At 71.5% G+C, this 14,455-nt stretch carries 15 protein-coding genes; 8 read left to right on the top strand and 7 right to left on the bottom strand.

Annotated elements, in window-relative coordinates; all coding sequences use genetic code 11:
- Positions 1-38 precede the first annotated feature (38 nt).
- The 7 genes from MTDSW087_RS04045 to MTDSW087_RS04020 all read left to right on the top strand — a co-directional run bounded on the left by MTDSW087_RS04045 (position 39) and on the right by MTDSW087_RS04020 (position 6,722).
- On the top strand, positions 39-731 hold the full coding sequence (locus MTDSW087_RS04045; protein ID WP_144760455.1) for a DsbA family protein: 693 nt from the start codon (positions 39-41) through the stop codon (positions 729-731).
- Positions 732-906: 175 nt separating this feature from the next.
- The gene (locus MTDSW087_RS31170) at positions 907-1,041 is read left to right on the top strand and encodes a hypothetical protein (protein WP_280525248.1); all 135 of its coding nucleotides are present in this window, start codon (positions 907-909) and stop codon (positions 1,039-1,041) included.
- 409 nt (positions 1,042-1,450) lie between these two features.
- The gene (locus MTDSW087_RS04040; protein ID WP_144760453.1) at positions 1,451-2,023 is read left to right on the top strand and encodes a F0F1 ATP synthase subunit delta; all 573 of its coding nucleotides are present in this window, start codon (positions 1,451-1,453) and stop codon (positions 2,021-2,023) included.
- Between the two features lie 57 nt (positions 2,024-2,080).
- Positions 2,081-3,610 (top strand): F0F1 ATP synthase subunit alpha, encoded by a 1,530-nt coding sequence (atpA, locus tag MTDSW087_RS04035; RefSeq protein WP_144760450.1) that lies wholly within the window; start codon positions 2,081-2,083, stop codon positions 3,608-3,610.
- Between the two features lie 158 nt (positions 3,611-3,768).
- The gene (locus MTDSW087_RS04030) at positions 3,769-4,650 is read left to right on the top strand and encodes a F0F1 ATP synthase subunit gamma (RefSeq protein ID WP_144760447.1); all 882 of its coding nucleotides are present in this window, start codon (positions 3,769-3,771) and stop codon (positions 4,648-4,650) included.
- Between the two features lie 59 nt (positions 4,651-4,709).
- Complete coding sequence (atpD, locus tag MTDSW087_RS04025) at positions 4,710-6,170, top strand: F0F1 ATP synthase subunit beta (protein WP_144760444.1); 1,461 nt, start codon at positions 4,710-4,712, stop codon at positions 6,168-6,170.
- A 150-nt stretch (positions 6,171-6,320) separates the two neighbouring features.
- Positions 6,321-6,722, top strand: a complete 402-nt coding sequence (locus tag MTDSW087_RS04020; protein WP_144760441.1) for a F0F1 ATP synthase subunit epsilon — start codon at positions 6,321-6,323, stop codon at positions 6,720-6,722.
- Between the two features lie 70 nt (positions 6,723-6,792).
- On the opposite strand, the gene MTDSW087_RS04015 is transcribed toward MTDSW087_RS04020, so the two are convergent.
- The 7 genes from MTDSW087_RS04015 to hrpB all read right to left on the bottom strand — a co-directional run bounded on the left by MTDSW087_RS04015 (position 6,793) and on the right by hrpB (position 13,849).
- Positions 6,793-7,998, bottom strand: coding sequence for a CCA tRNA nucleotidyltransferase (locus MTDSW087_RS04015; RefSeq protein ID WP_144760438.1), 1,206 nt, complete (start codon positions 7,996-7,998; stop codon positions 6,793-6,795).
- Entirely contained in the window at positions 7,998-8,255 is a 258-nt protein-coding gene (locus MTDSW087_RS04010; protein ID WP_144760435.1) for a DUF6111 family protein, read from the bottom strand. The genes MTDSW087_RS04015 and MTDSW087_RS04010 overlap by 1 nt, the downstream gene beginning before the upstream one ends.
- 219 nt (positions 8,256-8,474) lie before the next feature.
- Complete coding sequence (locus MTDSW087_RS04005) at positions 8,475-9,125, bottom strand: CoA pyrophosphatase (RefSeq protein ID WP_144760432.1); 651 nt, start codon at positions 9,123-9,125, stop codon at positions 8,475-8,477.
- A gap of 2 nt (positions 9,126-9,127) precedes the next feature.
- On the bottom strand, positions 9,128-9,712 hold the full coding sequence (locus MTDSW087_RS04000) for a DUF1285 domain-containing protein (protein WP_144760429.1): 585 nt from the start codon (positions 9,710-9,712) through the stop codon (positions 9,128-9,130).
- A 7-nt stretch (positions 9,713-9,719) separates the two neighbouring features.
- Entirely contained in the window at positions 9,720-10,154 is a 435-nt protein-coding gene (locus MTDSW087_RS03995) for a PaaI family thioesterase (RefSeq protein ID WP_144760426.1), read from the bottom strand.
- 279 nt (positions 10,155-10,433) lie between these two features.
- The gene (locus tag MTDSW087_RS03990; RefSeq protein ID WP_144760423.1) at positions 10,434-11,216 is read right to left on the bottom strand and encodes an alpha/beta fold hydrolase; all 783 of its coding nucleotides are present in this window, start codon (positions 11,214-11,216) and stop codon (positions 10,434-10,436) included.
- 173 nt (positions 11,217-11,389) lie between these two features.
- On the bottom strand, positions 11,390-13,849 hold the full coding sequence (gene hrpB / locus MTDSW087_RS03985; protein WP_144760420.1) for an ATP-dependent helicase HrpB: 2,460 nt from the start codon (positions 13,847-13,849) through the stop codon (positions 11,390-11,392).
- 241 nt (positions 13,850-14,090) lie between these two features.
- Between hrpB and MTDSW087_RS03980 the strand changes: the two genes are divergently transcribed.
- Positions 14,091-14,384: a hypothetical protein gene (locus tag MTDSW087_RS03980; RefSeq protein ID WP_144760417.1), complete on the top strand. Its 294-nt coding sequence runs from the start codon at positions 14,091-14,093 to the stop codon at positions 14,382-14,384.
- Positions 14,385-14,455 lie beyond the last annotated feature (71 nt).

Genomic DNA, 14,455 nt, shown 5'->3' with positions numbered 1-14,455 from the left:
CTAGAAGGGCGGCTCCTGACCCTCGGGACCTGCCGGGCATGCCCTTCGACCGCCGCCGCTTCCTCGTCGCCTCCGCCGGCCTCGCCGCTGGCCTCACCGCAAGCCTCGCCCGCGCCCAGTCCTATGGGCAGCGCGTGCCCGTCGCCAACGACGAGGGCAAGGCGGTGGCCAACTCCATCCTGCCCGGCGAGATCACCGGCCAGATCCCGGCGATGAAGGGCGTGACCTATGCCGGCTCCCGCGAGGCCGAGACGGCGCTCTACGAGTTCTTCGACTTCAACTGCCCCTGGTGCCGCAAGGCCGCCGCCGACATGGTCTCGCTGCACGAGAGCGACGCCGCCCTGCGGATCGGCCTCGTGCACAACCCGATCCTGTCGCCGCAATCGGCGCAGGCCGCCAAGGTGATGCTCGCCGTGCAGCGCCGGCTCGGCGCCGAGGCCGCCTGGGGCTTCTACGCCAAGCTGCTCGGCAAGCCCGGCCGGATCGACGGGCCGGGCGCCCTGGAGGTCGCGGGCGGCCTCGGCGTGCCGGCCGCCGAGATCGAGGCGGTCGCCGACAGCGACGCCGTGCGCGAGGCCCTGCGCAGCCACATGCGCATGGCGGCCGATCTCGGCCTCTACGCGACGCCCTCCTACGTCCTCGGAAATGCCGGAATCCTCGGCCATCCCGGCGTCCGCTCCCTCGCGCGGATGATCGCCAGCACCCGCCGCTGCGACAAGCTCGCCTGCTGAGGGGCTCGCGCTCTTGAGCCGAAATGGACACCGGTCCGGCGAAAGAGCGCGCGTCACGGCGGCGGTAGGGCGGGGCAAGCTCCGGTCAAGCCTGGCCGTTCAAGAATCGAGAGGGTTTCGCGGCTAAGGTTTTCCTGGGCCCGAGCCGGCTCCGGACCGAACCTGTGGACAGACCATGCACGCCCTGATCGCCCAGCTTCTCGCGATGACCGCCGCCGTCATCGCCGGCGTGCTCGTGGCCGAGAGGATCGAGACCCCGGTGCGCAGCCTCGCGAGCCGGATCAGCGAGGGCCGGGGCCGGCGGCGGTAGGGCGGTCGCCTACGCGCATCGCTGGTTTTCAGGATCAGGCGCGGGTCCCCTCTCCCGAATGGGAGAGAGAGCCTGTCGCGGGTCCTGCGTGCGTTCCGACGCGGGTTCCCCTTCCCGAACCCTCTTGGACGCAGGGGCAATTCTCTCTCGCAAAGGGGGAGGGCAATCGCGCTGAGCCGGCTACCGGCCTGCGCCCGGGCGTCGCAACCATATGGCGGAACGATCCGTCGCGGCCTCCCGCCTCGCCTTGCGTGCCACCGTGTTGCCATGCTAGGCGGTCGCCGCGCCGGGCAGGGAGCACTATGCACCCGGCCGCGCGGCACAATCCCATCTCCTGCGGTCTCCCCACCGAGCCCCTGATCGGGCCTGGCCCGGCCGGAACCGCGGGCAAGGCAAGAGAGAGCGACGGGTGGCGCAGAACGGTTCCGAGGCAGGGTCCCTCGTCGCAGGCATGGCGGGCCGCTACGCTTCCGCCCTGTTCGAGTTGGCCCGCGAGGGTGGCCAAGTCGATGCGGTCGCCGCCGATCTCGACACGTTCGACGCGCTGCTGCGCGAGAGCGCCGATCTCCGCCGCCTCGTGAAGAGCCCCGTCTTCACCGCCGAGCAGCAGGCCGCTGCCATCGGTGCCGTGGTCGGGAAGGCCGGCATCAAGGGGCTCGCCGCCAACTTCATTCGCCTCGCCGCCGCCAACCGCCGTCTGTTCGCCCTGCCGGACATGATCGCCGTCTTCCGCGCCCTGGTGCGCGAGTCGAAGGGCATCGTCCGCGCCGAGGTGCGCGTGGCCGAGAAGCCCTCCGACGCGGTGCTGACCGAGATCAAGGCCGCGCTCCGCGAGATCGCGAAGGCCGAGATCGACGTCGACCTCCATGTCGATCCGAGCCTGATCGGCGGCCTCGTCGTGAAGATGGGCTCGCGCATGGTCGACGCTTCGCTGCGCACGAAGCTCAACGGAATCCGCCTGGCGATGCGGGAAGCCCGCTGAAAGCGGGACCGCAACGCCGACGCCCTGACTGAATTCGATTTGTAAGAGGCCCCGACGATGGACATCCGCGCCGCCGAGATCTCCGCGATCCTGAAAGAGCAGATCAAGAACTTCGGCGAGGAGGCCGAGGTCTCCGAGGTCGGACAGGTCCTGTCCGTCGGCGACGGCATCGCCCGCGCCTACGGCCTCGACAACGTCCAGGCCGGCGAGATGGTCGAGTTCGAGTCGGGTGTGCGCGGCATGGCGCTCAACCTCGAGCAGGACAACGTCGGCATCGTGATCTTCGGCTCCGACCGCGAGATCAAGGAAGGCCAGACCGTCAAGCGGACCGGCGCCATCGTGGACGTGCCGGTGGGCAAGGGGCTGCTCGGCCGCGTGGTCGACGCGCTCGGCAACCCGATCGACGGCAAGGGCCCGATCCAGTCGACCGAGCGCCGCCGCGTCGACGTGAAGGCCCCGGGCATCATCCCGCGCAAGTCCGTGCACGAGCCGATGGCCACCGGCCTCAAGGCGATCGACGCGCTGATCCCGATCGGCCGCGGCCAGCGCGAGCTGATCATCGGCGACCGCCAGACCGGCAAGACCGCGATCGCCCTCGACACGATCCTGAACCAGAAGCCCGCCCACCAGGGCACGGATGAGAAGGCCAAGCTCTTCTGCATCTACGTGGCGGTCGGCCAGAAGCGCTCCACCGTCGCCCAGTTCGTGAAGGTCCTGGAGGACCAGGGCGCGCTCGAGTACTCGATCGTCATCGCGGCCACCGCCTCGGACGCCGCCCCGATGCAGTTCATCGCACCCTTCGCCGGCTGCGCCATGGGCGAGTACTTCCGCGACAACGGCATGCACGCCGTGATCGTGTACGACGACCTCTCCAAGCAGGCGGTGGCCTACCGCCAGATGTCGCTGCTGCTGCGCCGCCCGCCGGGCCGCGAGGCCTATCCGGGCGACGTGTTCTACCTCCACTCGCGCCTGCTCGAGCGCGCCGCCAAGATGGGCGACGCCGCCGGCAACGGCTCGCTGACCGCGCTGCCGGTCATCGAGACCCAGGCCAACGACGTCTCGGCCTACATCCCGACCAACGTGATCTCGATCACCGACGGCCAGATCTTCCTCGAGACCGACCTGTTCTACCAGGGCGTGCGCCCGGCGGTGAATGTCGGCCTCTCGGTGTCGCGCGTGGGCTCCTCGGCCCAGACCAAGGCGATGAAGAAGGTCGCCGGCAAGATCAAGGGCGAGCTCGCGCAGTACCGCGAGATGGCCGCCTTCGCGCAGTTCGGCTCGGATCTCGACGCCTCGACCCAGCAGCTCCTCAACCGCGGCTCGCGGCTGACCGAGCTCCTGAAGCAGCCGCAATTCTCGCCGCTGAAGATGGAGGAGCAGGTCGCGGTGATCTATGCCGGCGTCAACGGCTACCTCGACAAGCTGCCGGTCGCCAAGGTCCGCGCCTTCGAGGACCAGCTGCTCTCCACGCTGCGCTCGAAGCACAAGGACCTGCTCGACGCGATCGGCACCTCCAAGGACCTCTCGGACGACAACGCGGCGAAGCTGAAGAGCGTCGTCGAGGCCGTCGCCAAGTCCATCAACTGAGCCCGGACGGGCTTTCCCTCCCCCTGCGGGGCGAGGGGGCGGGGATGGTGACGGTGCCCGCAAGGCTCCGCGACGCCATCCCGCACCAACCCCCACCTCCGGCTCCTCCCCGCTAAGGGGGAGGAGAGGCTCTTCCGAACGGATCTGGACGCCGCCCGATGCCGAGTTTGAAGGATCTGCGCAACCGCATCACCTCGGTGAAGGCGACGCAGAAGATCACCAAGGCCATGCAGATGGTCGCCGCCGCCAAGCTGCGGCGGGCGCAGATCGCCGCCGAGAGCGGGCGCCCCTATGCCGAGAAGATGGCGGCGGTGCTCGGCAACCTCGCGGGCGGCCTGATCGGCGGCGTCGGCGCGCCGCGCCTCCTGTCGGGCACCGGCTCCGAGCAGACGCACCTGCTCGTCGTCTGCACCGGCGACCGGGGTCTGGCCGGCGCCTTCAACTCCTCGATCGCGCGTCTCGCCCGCGACCATGCCAACCGGCTGATCGCCGAGGGCAAGACCGTGAAGATCATCACGGTGGGCAAGAAGGGCCTCGACGTGCTCCGCCGCCAGTTCCGCGAGCAGATCGTCGCCTCGCGCGACATCCGCGGCAACAAGCCGGTCGACTACGAGTTCGCCGCCGAGATCGCCGACGACATCCTCGCCCGCTTCGATGCCGGCGAGTTCGACGTGGCGACCCTGTTCTACTCCGAGTTCCGCTCGGTGATCTCGCAGATCCCCACGGCGCAGAAGATCATCCCGGCCGAGCTCCCCGAGGCCGACGCCAAGGGCCCCGGCTCCGACGCGGCGCTGGAATTCGAGCCCTCCGAAGAGGCGATCCTCGAGACGCTGCTGCCGAAGAACCTGACCGTCCAGATCTTCCGCGCGCTCCTGGAGAACGCGGCCTCCGAGCAGGGCGCGCGCATGAGCGCCATGGATTCCGCCACGCGCAACGCGGGCGAGATGATCAAGAAGCAGACGCTGGTCTACAACCGCACGCGTCAGGCCATGATCACCAAGGAACTCATCGAGATCATCTCGGGCGCGGAAGCGCTCTGACCGAAACGAAGCGGGCGCCCCGGCGCCCCGACCGCACACGCATCGAAGGGTAGGCAATCATGGCCAACACCGCAGCTCCCGGCGCCGGCGCCAACAAGGCCGGCAAGATCACCCAGGTCATCGGCCCGGTCGTCGACGTGCAGTTCGACGGTCACCTGCCGGAGATCCTGAACGCCCTCGAGACCACCAACAACGGCAACCGCCTCGTCCTCGAGGTCGCCCAGCAGCTCGGCGAGAGCACCGTGCGCTGCATCGCGATGGACACCTCCGAGGGCCTGACCCGCGGCCAGGAGTGCACGGATACCGGCGAGCCGATCAAGGTGCCGGTCGGCATGAACACGCTCGGCCGCATCATGAACGTCATCGGCGAGCCGATCGACGAGGCCGGCCCGGTCGAGGCCACGACCTACCGCGCCATCCACCAGCCGGCCCCGTCCTACGACGAGCAGTCGACCGAGGCGCAGATCCTCGTCACCGGCATCAAGGTGGTGGACCTCCTCGCCCCCTACGCCAAGGGCGGCAAGATCGGCCTGTTCGGCGGCGCCGGCGTCGGCAAGACCGTGCTGATCATGGAGCTGATCAACAACATCGCCAAGGTGCACTCGGGCTACTCGGTCTTCGCCGGCGTGGGTGAGCGCACCCGCGAGGGCAACGACCTCTACCACGAGATGATCGAGTCGAAGGTCAACATCGACCCGAAGGAGAACAACGGCTCGGCCGAGGGCTCCAAGTGCGCCCTGGTCTACGGCCAGATGAACGAGTCGCCCGGCGCCCGCTCGCGCGTCGCGCTCACCGGCCTCACCATCGCGGAGCAGTTCCGCGACGAGGGCCAGGACGTGCTCTTCTTCGTCGACAACATCTTCCGCTTCACGCAGGCGGGCTCCGAGGTGTCGGCGCTTCTCGGCCGCATCCCCTCGGCGGTGGGCTACCAGCCGACGCTCGCCACCGACATGGGCGCCCTGCAGGAGCGCATCACCACCACCAACAAGGGCTCGATCACCTCGGTGCAGGCGATCTACGTGCCGGCCGACGACCTGACCGACCCGGCGCCCGCGGCCTCCTTCGCCCACCTCGACGCCACGACCGTGCTGTCGCGCTCGATCGCCGAGAAGGGCATCTACCCGGCGGTGGACCCGCTCGACTCCACCTCGCGCATGCTCTCGCCGGTCATCCTCGGCGAGGAGCACTACACCGTCGCCCGCCGCGTCCAGCAGACCCTGCAGCGCTACAAGGCGCTCCAGGACATCATCGCGATCCTGGGCATGGACGAGCTGTCCGAGGAGGACAAGCTGACGGTCGCCCGCGCCCGCAAGATCGAGCGCTTCTTCTCGCAGCCCTTCTCGGTGGCCGAGGTCTTCACCGGCTCGCCGGGCAAGCAGGTCGCGCTCGAGGACACCATCAAGGGCTTCAAGGGCCTGGTGAACGGCGACTACGACGACCTCCCCGAGGCCGCCTTCTACATGGTCGGCACCATCGAGGAGGCCCAGGAGAAGGCCAAGAAGCTCAAGGCCGCCGCGTAAGGCGAGCACGTCCCCTCCCCCCTTGCGGGGAGGGGGTAGGGGTTGGGGTCGCGCAGGCTTGGGCGTCACGGCCTCTCCTGCATCACCCCCACCTCCGGCTCCTCCCCGCAAGGGGGAGGAGAGGGCGACCCAGATCCCGGAAAGCTTCAGATGGCCACCTTCCAGTTCGATTTCGTCGGCCCCGAGCGGACCCTGTATTCGGGCGCCGTCGAGGCGGTTCAGCTTCCGGGGACCGAGGGCGAGATGACGGTCCTGCCGGGCCACGCCCCCGTCATCACCACGCTGCGCGTCGGCGTCATCGTGGTCACCGAGGGCCAGGGCAACGGCAAGCGCATCTACGTGCGCGGCGGCTTCGCCGATATCGGGCCGACCTCCTGCACGGTGCTGGCCGAGCGCGCCGCCCCGATCGAGGAGCTGACCCCCGAATCGATCGACCGGGACATCGAGGCGGCCGAGCTCGCCCGCGACGCCACCGAGGACCAGCAGAAGCGCCAGGAGCTGAACGCGCAGATCGTGCAGCTCCAGGAGACCAAGGTTCTCCTCAAGCTCTGATCGCGCACGCCGATTCGGGTTCGGGACAGCCCGCCCGGCCATCCTTACGGATCGGCCGCGGCGGGCTTTCTCATGTCTCCAGCGCGTGCGCGATCAGCATGGCGCGCGCCGCCGCGTCCATCGGGCAGCCGAGCGCCAGCCAGCGCGCCCGGGCCCGGGTGAGGGCCCGGCCGATGCCGCGGCCCGGCGCCAGCCCGCGGGCGACGAGATCGGCGCCCGTCACCGGCAGGGCGAGAGGCGGCCCGGCGCGGAGATCGTCCAGAAGGGCAGGGATGTCCGCGGGCAGGCTCGGGCGCGGCTCGCCGGCGAGCACTGCGAGCGCTGCATCGACGGCCTCGACGCCGTGCTCGGCGGCGAGCGCGCGGATCGCCCCGGCATCGAGCGCCGCCCGGTTCCGCGCCGCGCCGAGCGCCCGGGCGTAGCGGTCGAGGGCGGCGTGCTCGCCGTTCGAGAGGCGCAGCCGCTCGCGCAGGCGCTCCGCATCCTCCGGCACCGCGACCGCGAGGGCGCCGAGCGGCAGGAACTGCGCCCGGGCGAGCCGGCCGACCTCGCCGACGCCGCCGGTGATGCGGGCGAGCAACCCGGTCTCGCTCAGGGTCGCGACCATCGTGACGGCGCCCGGCGCCTCCAGCAGCTTCAGGAACTCCGCCCGCACCCGCTCGCGCGAGAGCCGGTCGAGGTCGTCGCGCGCCGCGATGCAGGCGGCGAGCGCCGGCCCGTCCGGCGCGCCCTGCCCGAACCGGGCGTGGAAGCGGAAGAAGCGCAGGATGCGCAACGCGTCCTCGCGGATGCGCGTCGCCGGATCGCCGATGAAGCGCACGCGGCCGGTACGCAGATCCTCGACGCCGCCGGTCGTGTCGTGCAGGCGCCCGCCCGCATCGAGCGAGAGCGCGTTCACCGTGAAGTCGCGCCGCTCGGCGTCGCGCGCGAAGTCGCCGCCGAAGCGCACCACCGCGCGGCGCCCGTCCGTCTCCACGTCCTCGCGCAGGGTCGTGACCTCGATCGGCGCCCCGTCCGCCACCAGCGTGACGGTGCCGTGCTCGATTCCGGTCGGCACCGCCTTGAGCCCAGCAGCCCCGGCCCGTGCCATCACCGCCTCGGGGAGATGGGTGGTGGCGCAGTCGATGTCGGCGGCGTCGTGCCCGAGCAGCGCGTCGCGCACGCAGCCGCCGACGAGCCGGGTCTCGGCGCCGGGCGCATCGAGGGCCGCGAGCACGGCCGCGACGCCGGGCCGCCCGCGCAGGCGCGCCAGCCCGGCGGGGTCGAGCACGCGCATCAGCGGAACTGCCCCGGCACGAGCCGCCCGTTCTCCATGTGCGAGGGCACGTAGCCGCCGCTGCTGCGCTCGGAGAACAGGCCCGACCAGACGAGGGAGGCGATCACGATGGCGAGTCCGGCCAGGACGAGGCGCAGGGTGTGCGGGTCCCAATGCGCCCGCTGCAGCGGGTTCCGCCCCGCCAGCAGCAGGTAGGCGAAGAAGAGCGCGAAGGGGATGAGGAAGAGGGCGAACTCTTCGATGAAGCGACGCAGCATGAGAGGTCTACCCTTGGGCCGGCGCTCCGATCCTCGGCGCGGATGCGACACCTTTTTCGAGGGCGTCGCGCTCTCCTCCCCCTTGCGGGGAGGAGTTGGAGGTGGGGGTGGTGCCGAACAACGCTCGACGCTCCATCCTGAACCACCCCCACCCCTGGCCCCTCCCCGCAAGGGGGAGGGGAAGCCGCGTACCGGTGGGTGCGGCCGTATCCGCGCGCGTCATCGCGACAGCCGCTCGCGCAGGTTGTTGAGGATGCCCGCCGTGACGCCCCAGATCATGCGCTCGCCGAAGGGTAGGGCGTAGAAATAGCGCGTGCGGCCCTGCCATTCGCGCGAGCGGAGCTGATAGCGCGCCCGGTCCATCAGGAAGGGGAGCGGCACCTCGAAGATCTCGGCGACCTCCTCCGGGTTCGGCCGGAAGCCCGCGGCCGAATCGACCAAGCCGATCACCGGGCTCACCAGGAAGCCGGTGGCCGAGAGATAGGGATCGAGATAGCCGAGCGCCCGCACGGAATCGGGATCGAGGCCGATCTCCTCGTGCGCCTCGCGGAACGCCGCCTCGCGAGGCGTCTCGGCGGGGTCGATCTTGCCGCCGGGCAGGGCGATCTGGCCGGAATGGTCGCGCAGATGCGCGGCGCGCTGGGTCAGGACGAGGCGGAGGCCCTCCGCGCGGGCGACGACGGGCACCAGCACCGCCGCGCGCCGATGGGGCGGCGGCGGGATCACGGCGCTGCCGTCCGGGTCGAGGCTGTGGTCGCCGCGCGGGTTCGAGGTGGGGTCGTCGGGCCCCGGCGGCTCGGCCAGCAGGGCCTCTGCGCAGCGGTCGAGGAAGGCGCTCGCCTCCCGGTCCCACACTTGAACCGTGGCCACGCTCACGCCGCCTCGGCCGGTGCGATGCGGTGGAAGGCGCCGCCGGCCGCCACGCCGAGCCAGCTCTGCCCGTCGACCTCCCGCGCCTCGGCCATCTCGACGAGGTCGTAGGTCAGCGCGCGGCTCACCAGCGCCCAGAGGCCGCCGCGCACCAGCAGGTAGGGCTTCAGGGCGCCCGATTCGCCCTCCGCGAAGCGCAGCGGGTGCTCGGGCCCGACCGCGACGAGGTCGTCCACGTTGGTGCGGAAGCTGATGCGGCGCGCCGGGCCCTCCCCGTCCACCGCCATCTCGACGGCGACGAAGGGCGCGTCCTCCACGCTGATGCCGACGCTCTCGACGGGGGTGACGAGGCGGATGCTGCCGTCTGGCTCCGCCCGCAGGATCGAGGCGAACAGGCGGACCATCTTGTCCCGCCGGATCGGGCTGCCGTTGTGGAACCACGTTCCGTCCGCGGCGATGCGGATGTCGATGGCGCCGCAATAGGGCGGGTTCCACTGGTCCACGGGGGCGGGCCCGCGCTTGGGCAGGCTGCCGAGGGCTGCGCCGAGGCGGGCGAGGGTCGGGTCCTGCGGTGTCGCGTCGTCCATGGGCGACTCAGCTAGCGCGCTCGGGCGCCACGGCATCGGGCCGGCGCCGCAGGATCTTCCAGACGCCGGTGGCCGCCGCGACCCGGCGCTCGCCGGCCCGGAGGTCGGTGCGCAGGAAGACCAGCGAGCCCGTGCGCCGCACCACCTCCGGCCGCGCCTCGATCCAGTCGCCGAGGCGGGCCACGTCGATGAACTGCATCTCCATCTGGATGGTCACGCAATTGGCCCCATCGGCCGCGGCCATGGCGGTCTCACCGAGCGCCCGGTCGGCGAAGCTCATCAGCATGCCGCCATGCACCACCTGGATCAGGTTGGCGTGCTTCTGCGCGGCCCGGAAGCCGTAGGCCCCGTCCGCGCGCCGATAGACCGGGCCGACATGGTCGATGAAGCCGACATCGTGGATCGGCTCGAAGCCGGCGGGCGTCTCGTCGGTGGATGTCATGCAGGGATGGGTTCCGGAGGAGGCTGAGGACGATGGCATAGCGGGTGCGGCGCGAGAAGCCTCGCGCCGGGGCCTGAACGCGGTCCTCGTCGGCGTGTGCGGGAGCGCTAGAGCCGTTCCCGATCGCGTTGCGACGGGACGCGGCTCTAAGCCTTTGTGTTGACGCGCTCTTTTTCGCCGAACCGGTGTCCACTTCGGCGGAGCGCGCTCTAGGGGAAGCGGAGATTGGACGAGTCCGGACTTCCCCTCCGCTTCGCGCCACGAGGCGAACGGCTCCGATCAGCCGCGACGGCCGTGCAGCTGGCCCGTGGCCTCGAGGATGAGATCCGCGATCTCCTGCGGGTGCGAGATCAAGGACAAGTGGCTTGCCTGCAACTCGATGGTCTTCGCACCCATCCGCTTGGCCATGAAACGCTCAAGGTCGGGATCGATCGTCCGATCCTGTGTGGACACAGCATAGAAGCTCGGCTTCGATCGCCATGCGGCCCGGGTCGTCTTGCCCGTCAACAAGGCTTCGCGGAACGGCTGTTGCACCGCGAACAGCACCTTGGCCTTCTCCATCGGCAGGTCACCTGCAAAGTCCTTCAGGAAGGCCGCTTCGCTCAAGCGCCCCTCATCCCCGTCGAACACGATCCCGGCCGAGGCGGGCGGCGTCGGGTAGGTCTTGGCCAACGCCGTGTAGTCCTCTCCGGCATCTGGCGCACGAGCCGCCACATACACGAGCGCCGAGACTTTCGGGTCTATCCCGATCTCAGTTACGATCATGCCCGAGAACGAATGCCCGACGAGCACTGTCGGCCCTTCCTGACGTGCGAGCACGCGTTGCGCGGCGGCGACCGCTTCCTCCAGAGTGGTCAGCGGGTTCTGCACGGAGGTGACGTTGAGCCCAACCGCCTGCAACCGCGGTATCACCTCCGACCAGCACGATCCGTCCGCGAAGAGCCCGTGAACAAGCACGACGTTGCGCGCGCGCGGTGCATCTTGGCTAGATGCCGTTCCAGGTAGGAGCGCCGCCGCGACTGTCGCTGCGAGTGTGCGGTTCAGATCTCGACGGGTCATCATCGAAGCGCGTCTCCGGTTGCAGGCGATAGCCCAAGGCGCGTCCCTCATTCGAGTGACTGCGCGGACCAGTTACACGCGGGACCAGACATCCAGTACTGCGCCGATACAAGTCCTATTTGGGCCGGAGGTGCCCCTATGAATGGTTCGGCTTGCCGTATTCGAAACCTGAACCCTCACGTCCCCCGCGGCTTGGCGCGGCGGGTCGGGGCCTCGGCGAGCGGGTCCTCGGGCCAGGGGTGGCGCGGGTAGCGCCCGCGCATCTCGGCGCGGACGGCAGTCCAGGAGCCGCGCCAGAAGCCCGGCAGGTCGCGGGTGATCTGGATCGGGCGCTGGGCCGGCGAGAGCAGGTTGAGGACGAGGGGGATGCCGCCGGCGCTCGGATGGGTGTCGAGCCCGAACAGCTCCTGCACCCGCACGGCGAGCGCCGGGCCGCCCTCCGCCTCGTAATCGACCGGGATGCGCGAGCCCGTCGGCACCTCCACATGGGTCGGCGCGGCGTTGTCGAGACGCGCACGCAGGTCCCAGGGCAGCAGGGCGGCGAGCGCCTGGCCCAGATCGTCCGCGCTGATCGCATCGAGGCCGGTGCGTCCGACGAGGGCGGGGGCGAGCCAATCCTCCACCGAGGCGGCGAGGCCGGCCTCCGTGAGGTCCGGCCAGGGCTCGCCCTCGGCGCCGCGCAGGAAGCGGATGCGGGCGAGCATCTGGCGCTGGCCCGCGCTCCAGGGCAGGCGCTCCAGGCCGAGCCCGGCGAGGCCGCGGGCGAGGATCGCGGCGCTGTCGAGATCGGCGGGCACGGGCAGCGGGCGCTCGCCGAGATTGACCGCGCCGAGGCGGCGGATCGCCCGGGCCCGCAGCGCCCGGGCCGCGGCGTCGAAACTCACCTGCGTGACCGCCTCGATCCGCCCGGCGAAGGCGGCCTCGATGGCGGTTCCGTCGATCGCCGCCGCCGCGAGGATGCGGGCATTGCCGGCGCTCCCCGAAAGGTCGGCGACCACGATGAAGGGCTCGCGGGCCAGCGGCGATGCGGGGTCGAGGCGGCCGGCGCGGCCGTTCACCATCACGAACTCGCCCTCGCGTCCGCGCGCCCTCGCGACGCGGTCGGGATAGGCGAGCGCCAGGAGGGGGCCGGGCTCGGCCGGCTCGGACGCCTCGGCATTCCCTGCGAGCGTCGCCCAATTGCCCGCGAGCCGCCGCATGTCGGCGGCGCGCTGCCCGCGGTCCCGCCGGAAGCGGTCGAGGCGCTCGGCGAGGTCGGGGGCGTCGCCGCCGAGGCCGCGCTCCACCAGCAGGGCGGCGATGTCCGCCGCCGCGCGGGCCTGGCCGAGGCCCGCCGCGCTCACCACCATGCGGGCGAGGCGCGGCGGCAGGGGCAGCGCCCTGAGCCGCGCGCCGGCCTCCGTGAGGCGCCCGTCCGCGTCGAGGGCGTCGAGGTCGCGCAGCATCGTGCCGGCCTCGCGCAAGGCAGGGGCAGGCGGTGGATCGAGGAAGGCGAGGCGCGCGGGGTCGGAGACGCCCCAGGCGGCGCAGTCGAGCACGAGGCCGGCGAGGTCGGCGGCCAGGATCTCGGGCCGGGTGAAGGGTTCGAGCGCGCCGGTGCCGGCCTCCGACCACAGGCGCCAGCAGATGCCGGGCTCGGTGCGCCCGGCGCGGCCGCGGCGCTGGTCCACCGATGCGCGGGAGGCGCGGGCCGTGACGAGGCGGGTGAGCCCGATGCCGGGCTCGTAATGCGGCACCCGGGCGAGGCCCGAATCGACCACGATGCGCACGCCCTGGATCGTCAGCGAGGTCTCCGCGATGGAGGTGGCGAGCACCACCTTGCGCCGCCCGGGTGCGGTGGGTGAGACGGCGCGGTCCTGCTCGGCCGGCGTCAGGGCGCCGTAGAGGGGGGCGAGGTCGGTCTCGGGCCCGACGCGGCCCTCCAGCGCCTCGGCGACGCGGCGGATCTCGGCCTGGCCCGGCAGGAAGGCGAGCACCGAGCCCGGATCCGCCCGCAGCGCGCGCAGGACCAGCTCGGCCATCTGCTCCTCGATCCGCCGGTTCGGGTCGCGCTCGAGGTAGCGGGTCTCGACCGGGAAGGCGCGGCCCTCGGACTCGATCACCGGCGCGTCGCCGAGGAGGCGCGCCACGCGGGCGCCGTCGAGGGTCGCCGACATCACGAGGATGCGCAGATCCTCGCGCAGGGCCCCCTGCGCGTCGAGGGCGAGGGCGAGGCCGAGATCGGCATCGAGAGAGCGCTCGTGGAACTCGTCGAACAGCACGGCGCCGATGCGGGCGAGCTCCGGGTCGTCGAGGATCATGCGGGTGAACACGCCCTCGGTGACCACCTCGATCCGGGTCCGGCCCGTGACCTTGGAGCCGAGGCGCACGCGCAGGCCCACCGTCTCGCCGACGCGCTCGCCGAGCGTCGCGGCCATGCGCTCGGCCGCGGCGCGGGCGGCCAGCCGCCGCGGCTCCAGCAGGATGATGCGGCGTCCGTCGAGCCAGTCCGCGTCGAGGAGGGCGAGCGGCACCCGCGTCGTCTTGCCCGCGCCCGGCGGTGCCACCAGCACGGCGCCGGTGCGGTCGTCGAGCGCGCCGAGGAGGCGCGGCAGCACCGCATCGATCGGCAGGGGAGGCGAGGGGGCGAGTGGCATCGCGGCGGGTGATGGCGCGATCGCGGCGGTGAGGCAACCGGGCCGACTTGCCGAGACCGCATGCGCCCATAAGTAGCAGCTGATGGGATAGTTCGCGCTGACCCACGTGCGAGCGACTGTCGTCGTCCCTAAAGGCGGCGGTTTCGACAGGTTATTTTTTCCCGCGATGCCGCGGAACAAGGGCTTTCGACGGGTCTTAAGCGGTCGACGCGCGCAGCCCGCGCGCCGTGGAGATCCCTTGATGACGCGTCTCGCCCTCGCCTTGTCCGCCGGCCTACTGCTCGGCGGCCTCGGCTCCTTCTCGGCCTCGGCCGCCCCGCTCGCCGTGCCCGCGGGCGTCTCCGCCAGCGAGACGGTCGAGGCGGCCGCTTGGCGCCGCCATCACCACATGCGCTACCGCCACCACTCCACCCGGGCCGAGCGCCGCGCGCGCCGCATGAACACCATGCGCCACGGCAACCCGAACGCCCGCAATCCCGAGCGGCCCGGCTACAAGCAGCAGCTCGGCAACACCACGGGCGGCCCGCGCTACTGAGCGGATCCGGATCGAGGATGACAGGGGGCCGTCGCGCATGCGGCGGCCCCTTCGCCGTGCCGGCACGGCTT

The sequence above is a fragment of the Methylobacterium dankookense genome (assembly GCF_902141855.1).
Classification (GTDB): domain Bacteria; phylum Pseudomonadota; class Alphaproteobacteria; order Rhizobiales; family Beijerinckiaceae; genus Methylobacterium; species Methylobacterium dankookense.
Note: the sequence above shows the minus strand (reverse complement) of the source record. Positions and strands in the feature narration are given on the sequence as shown.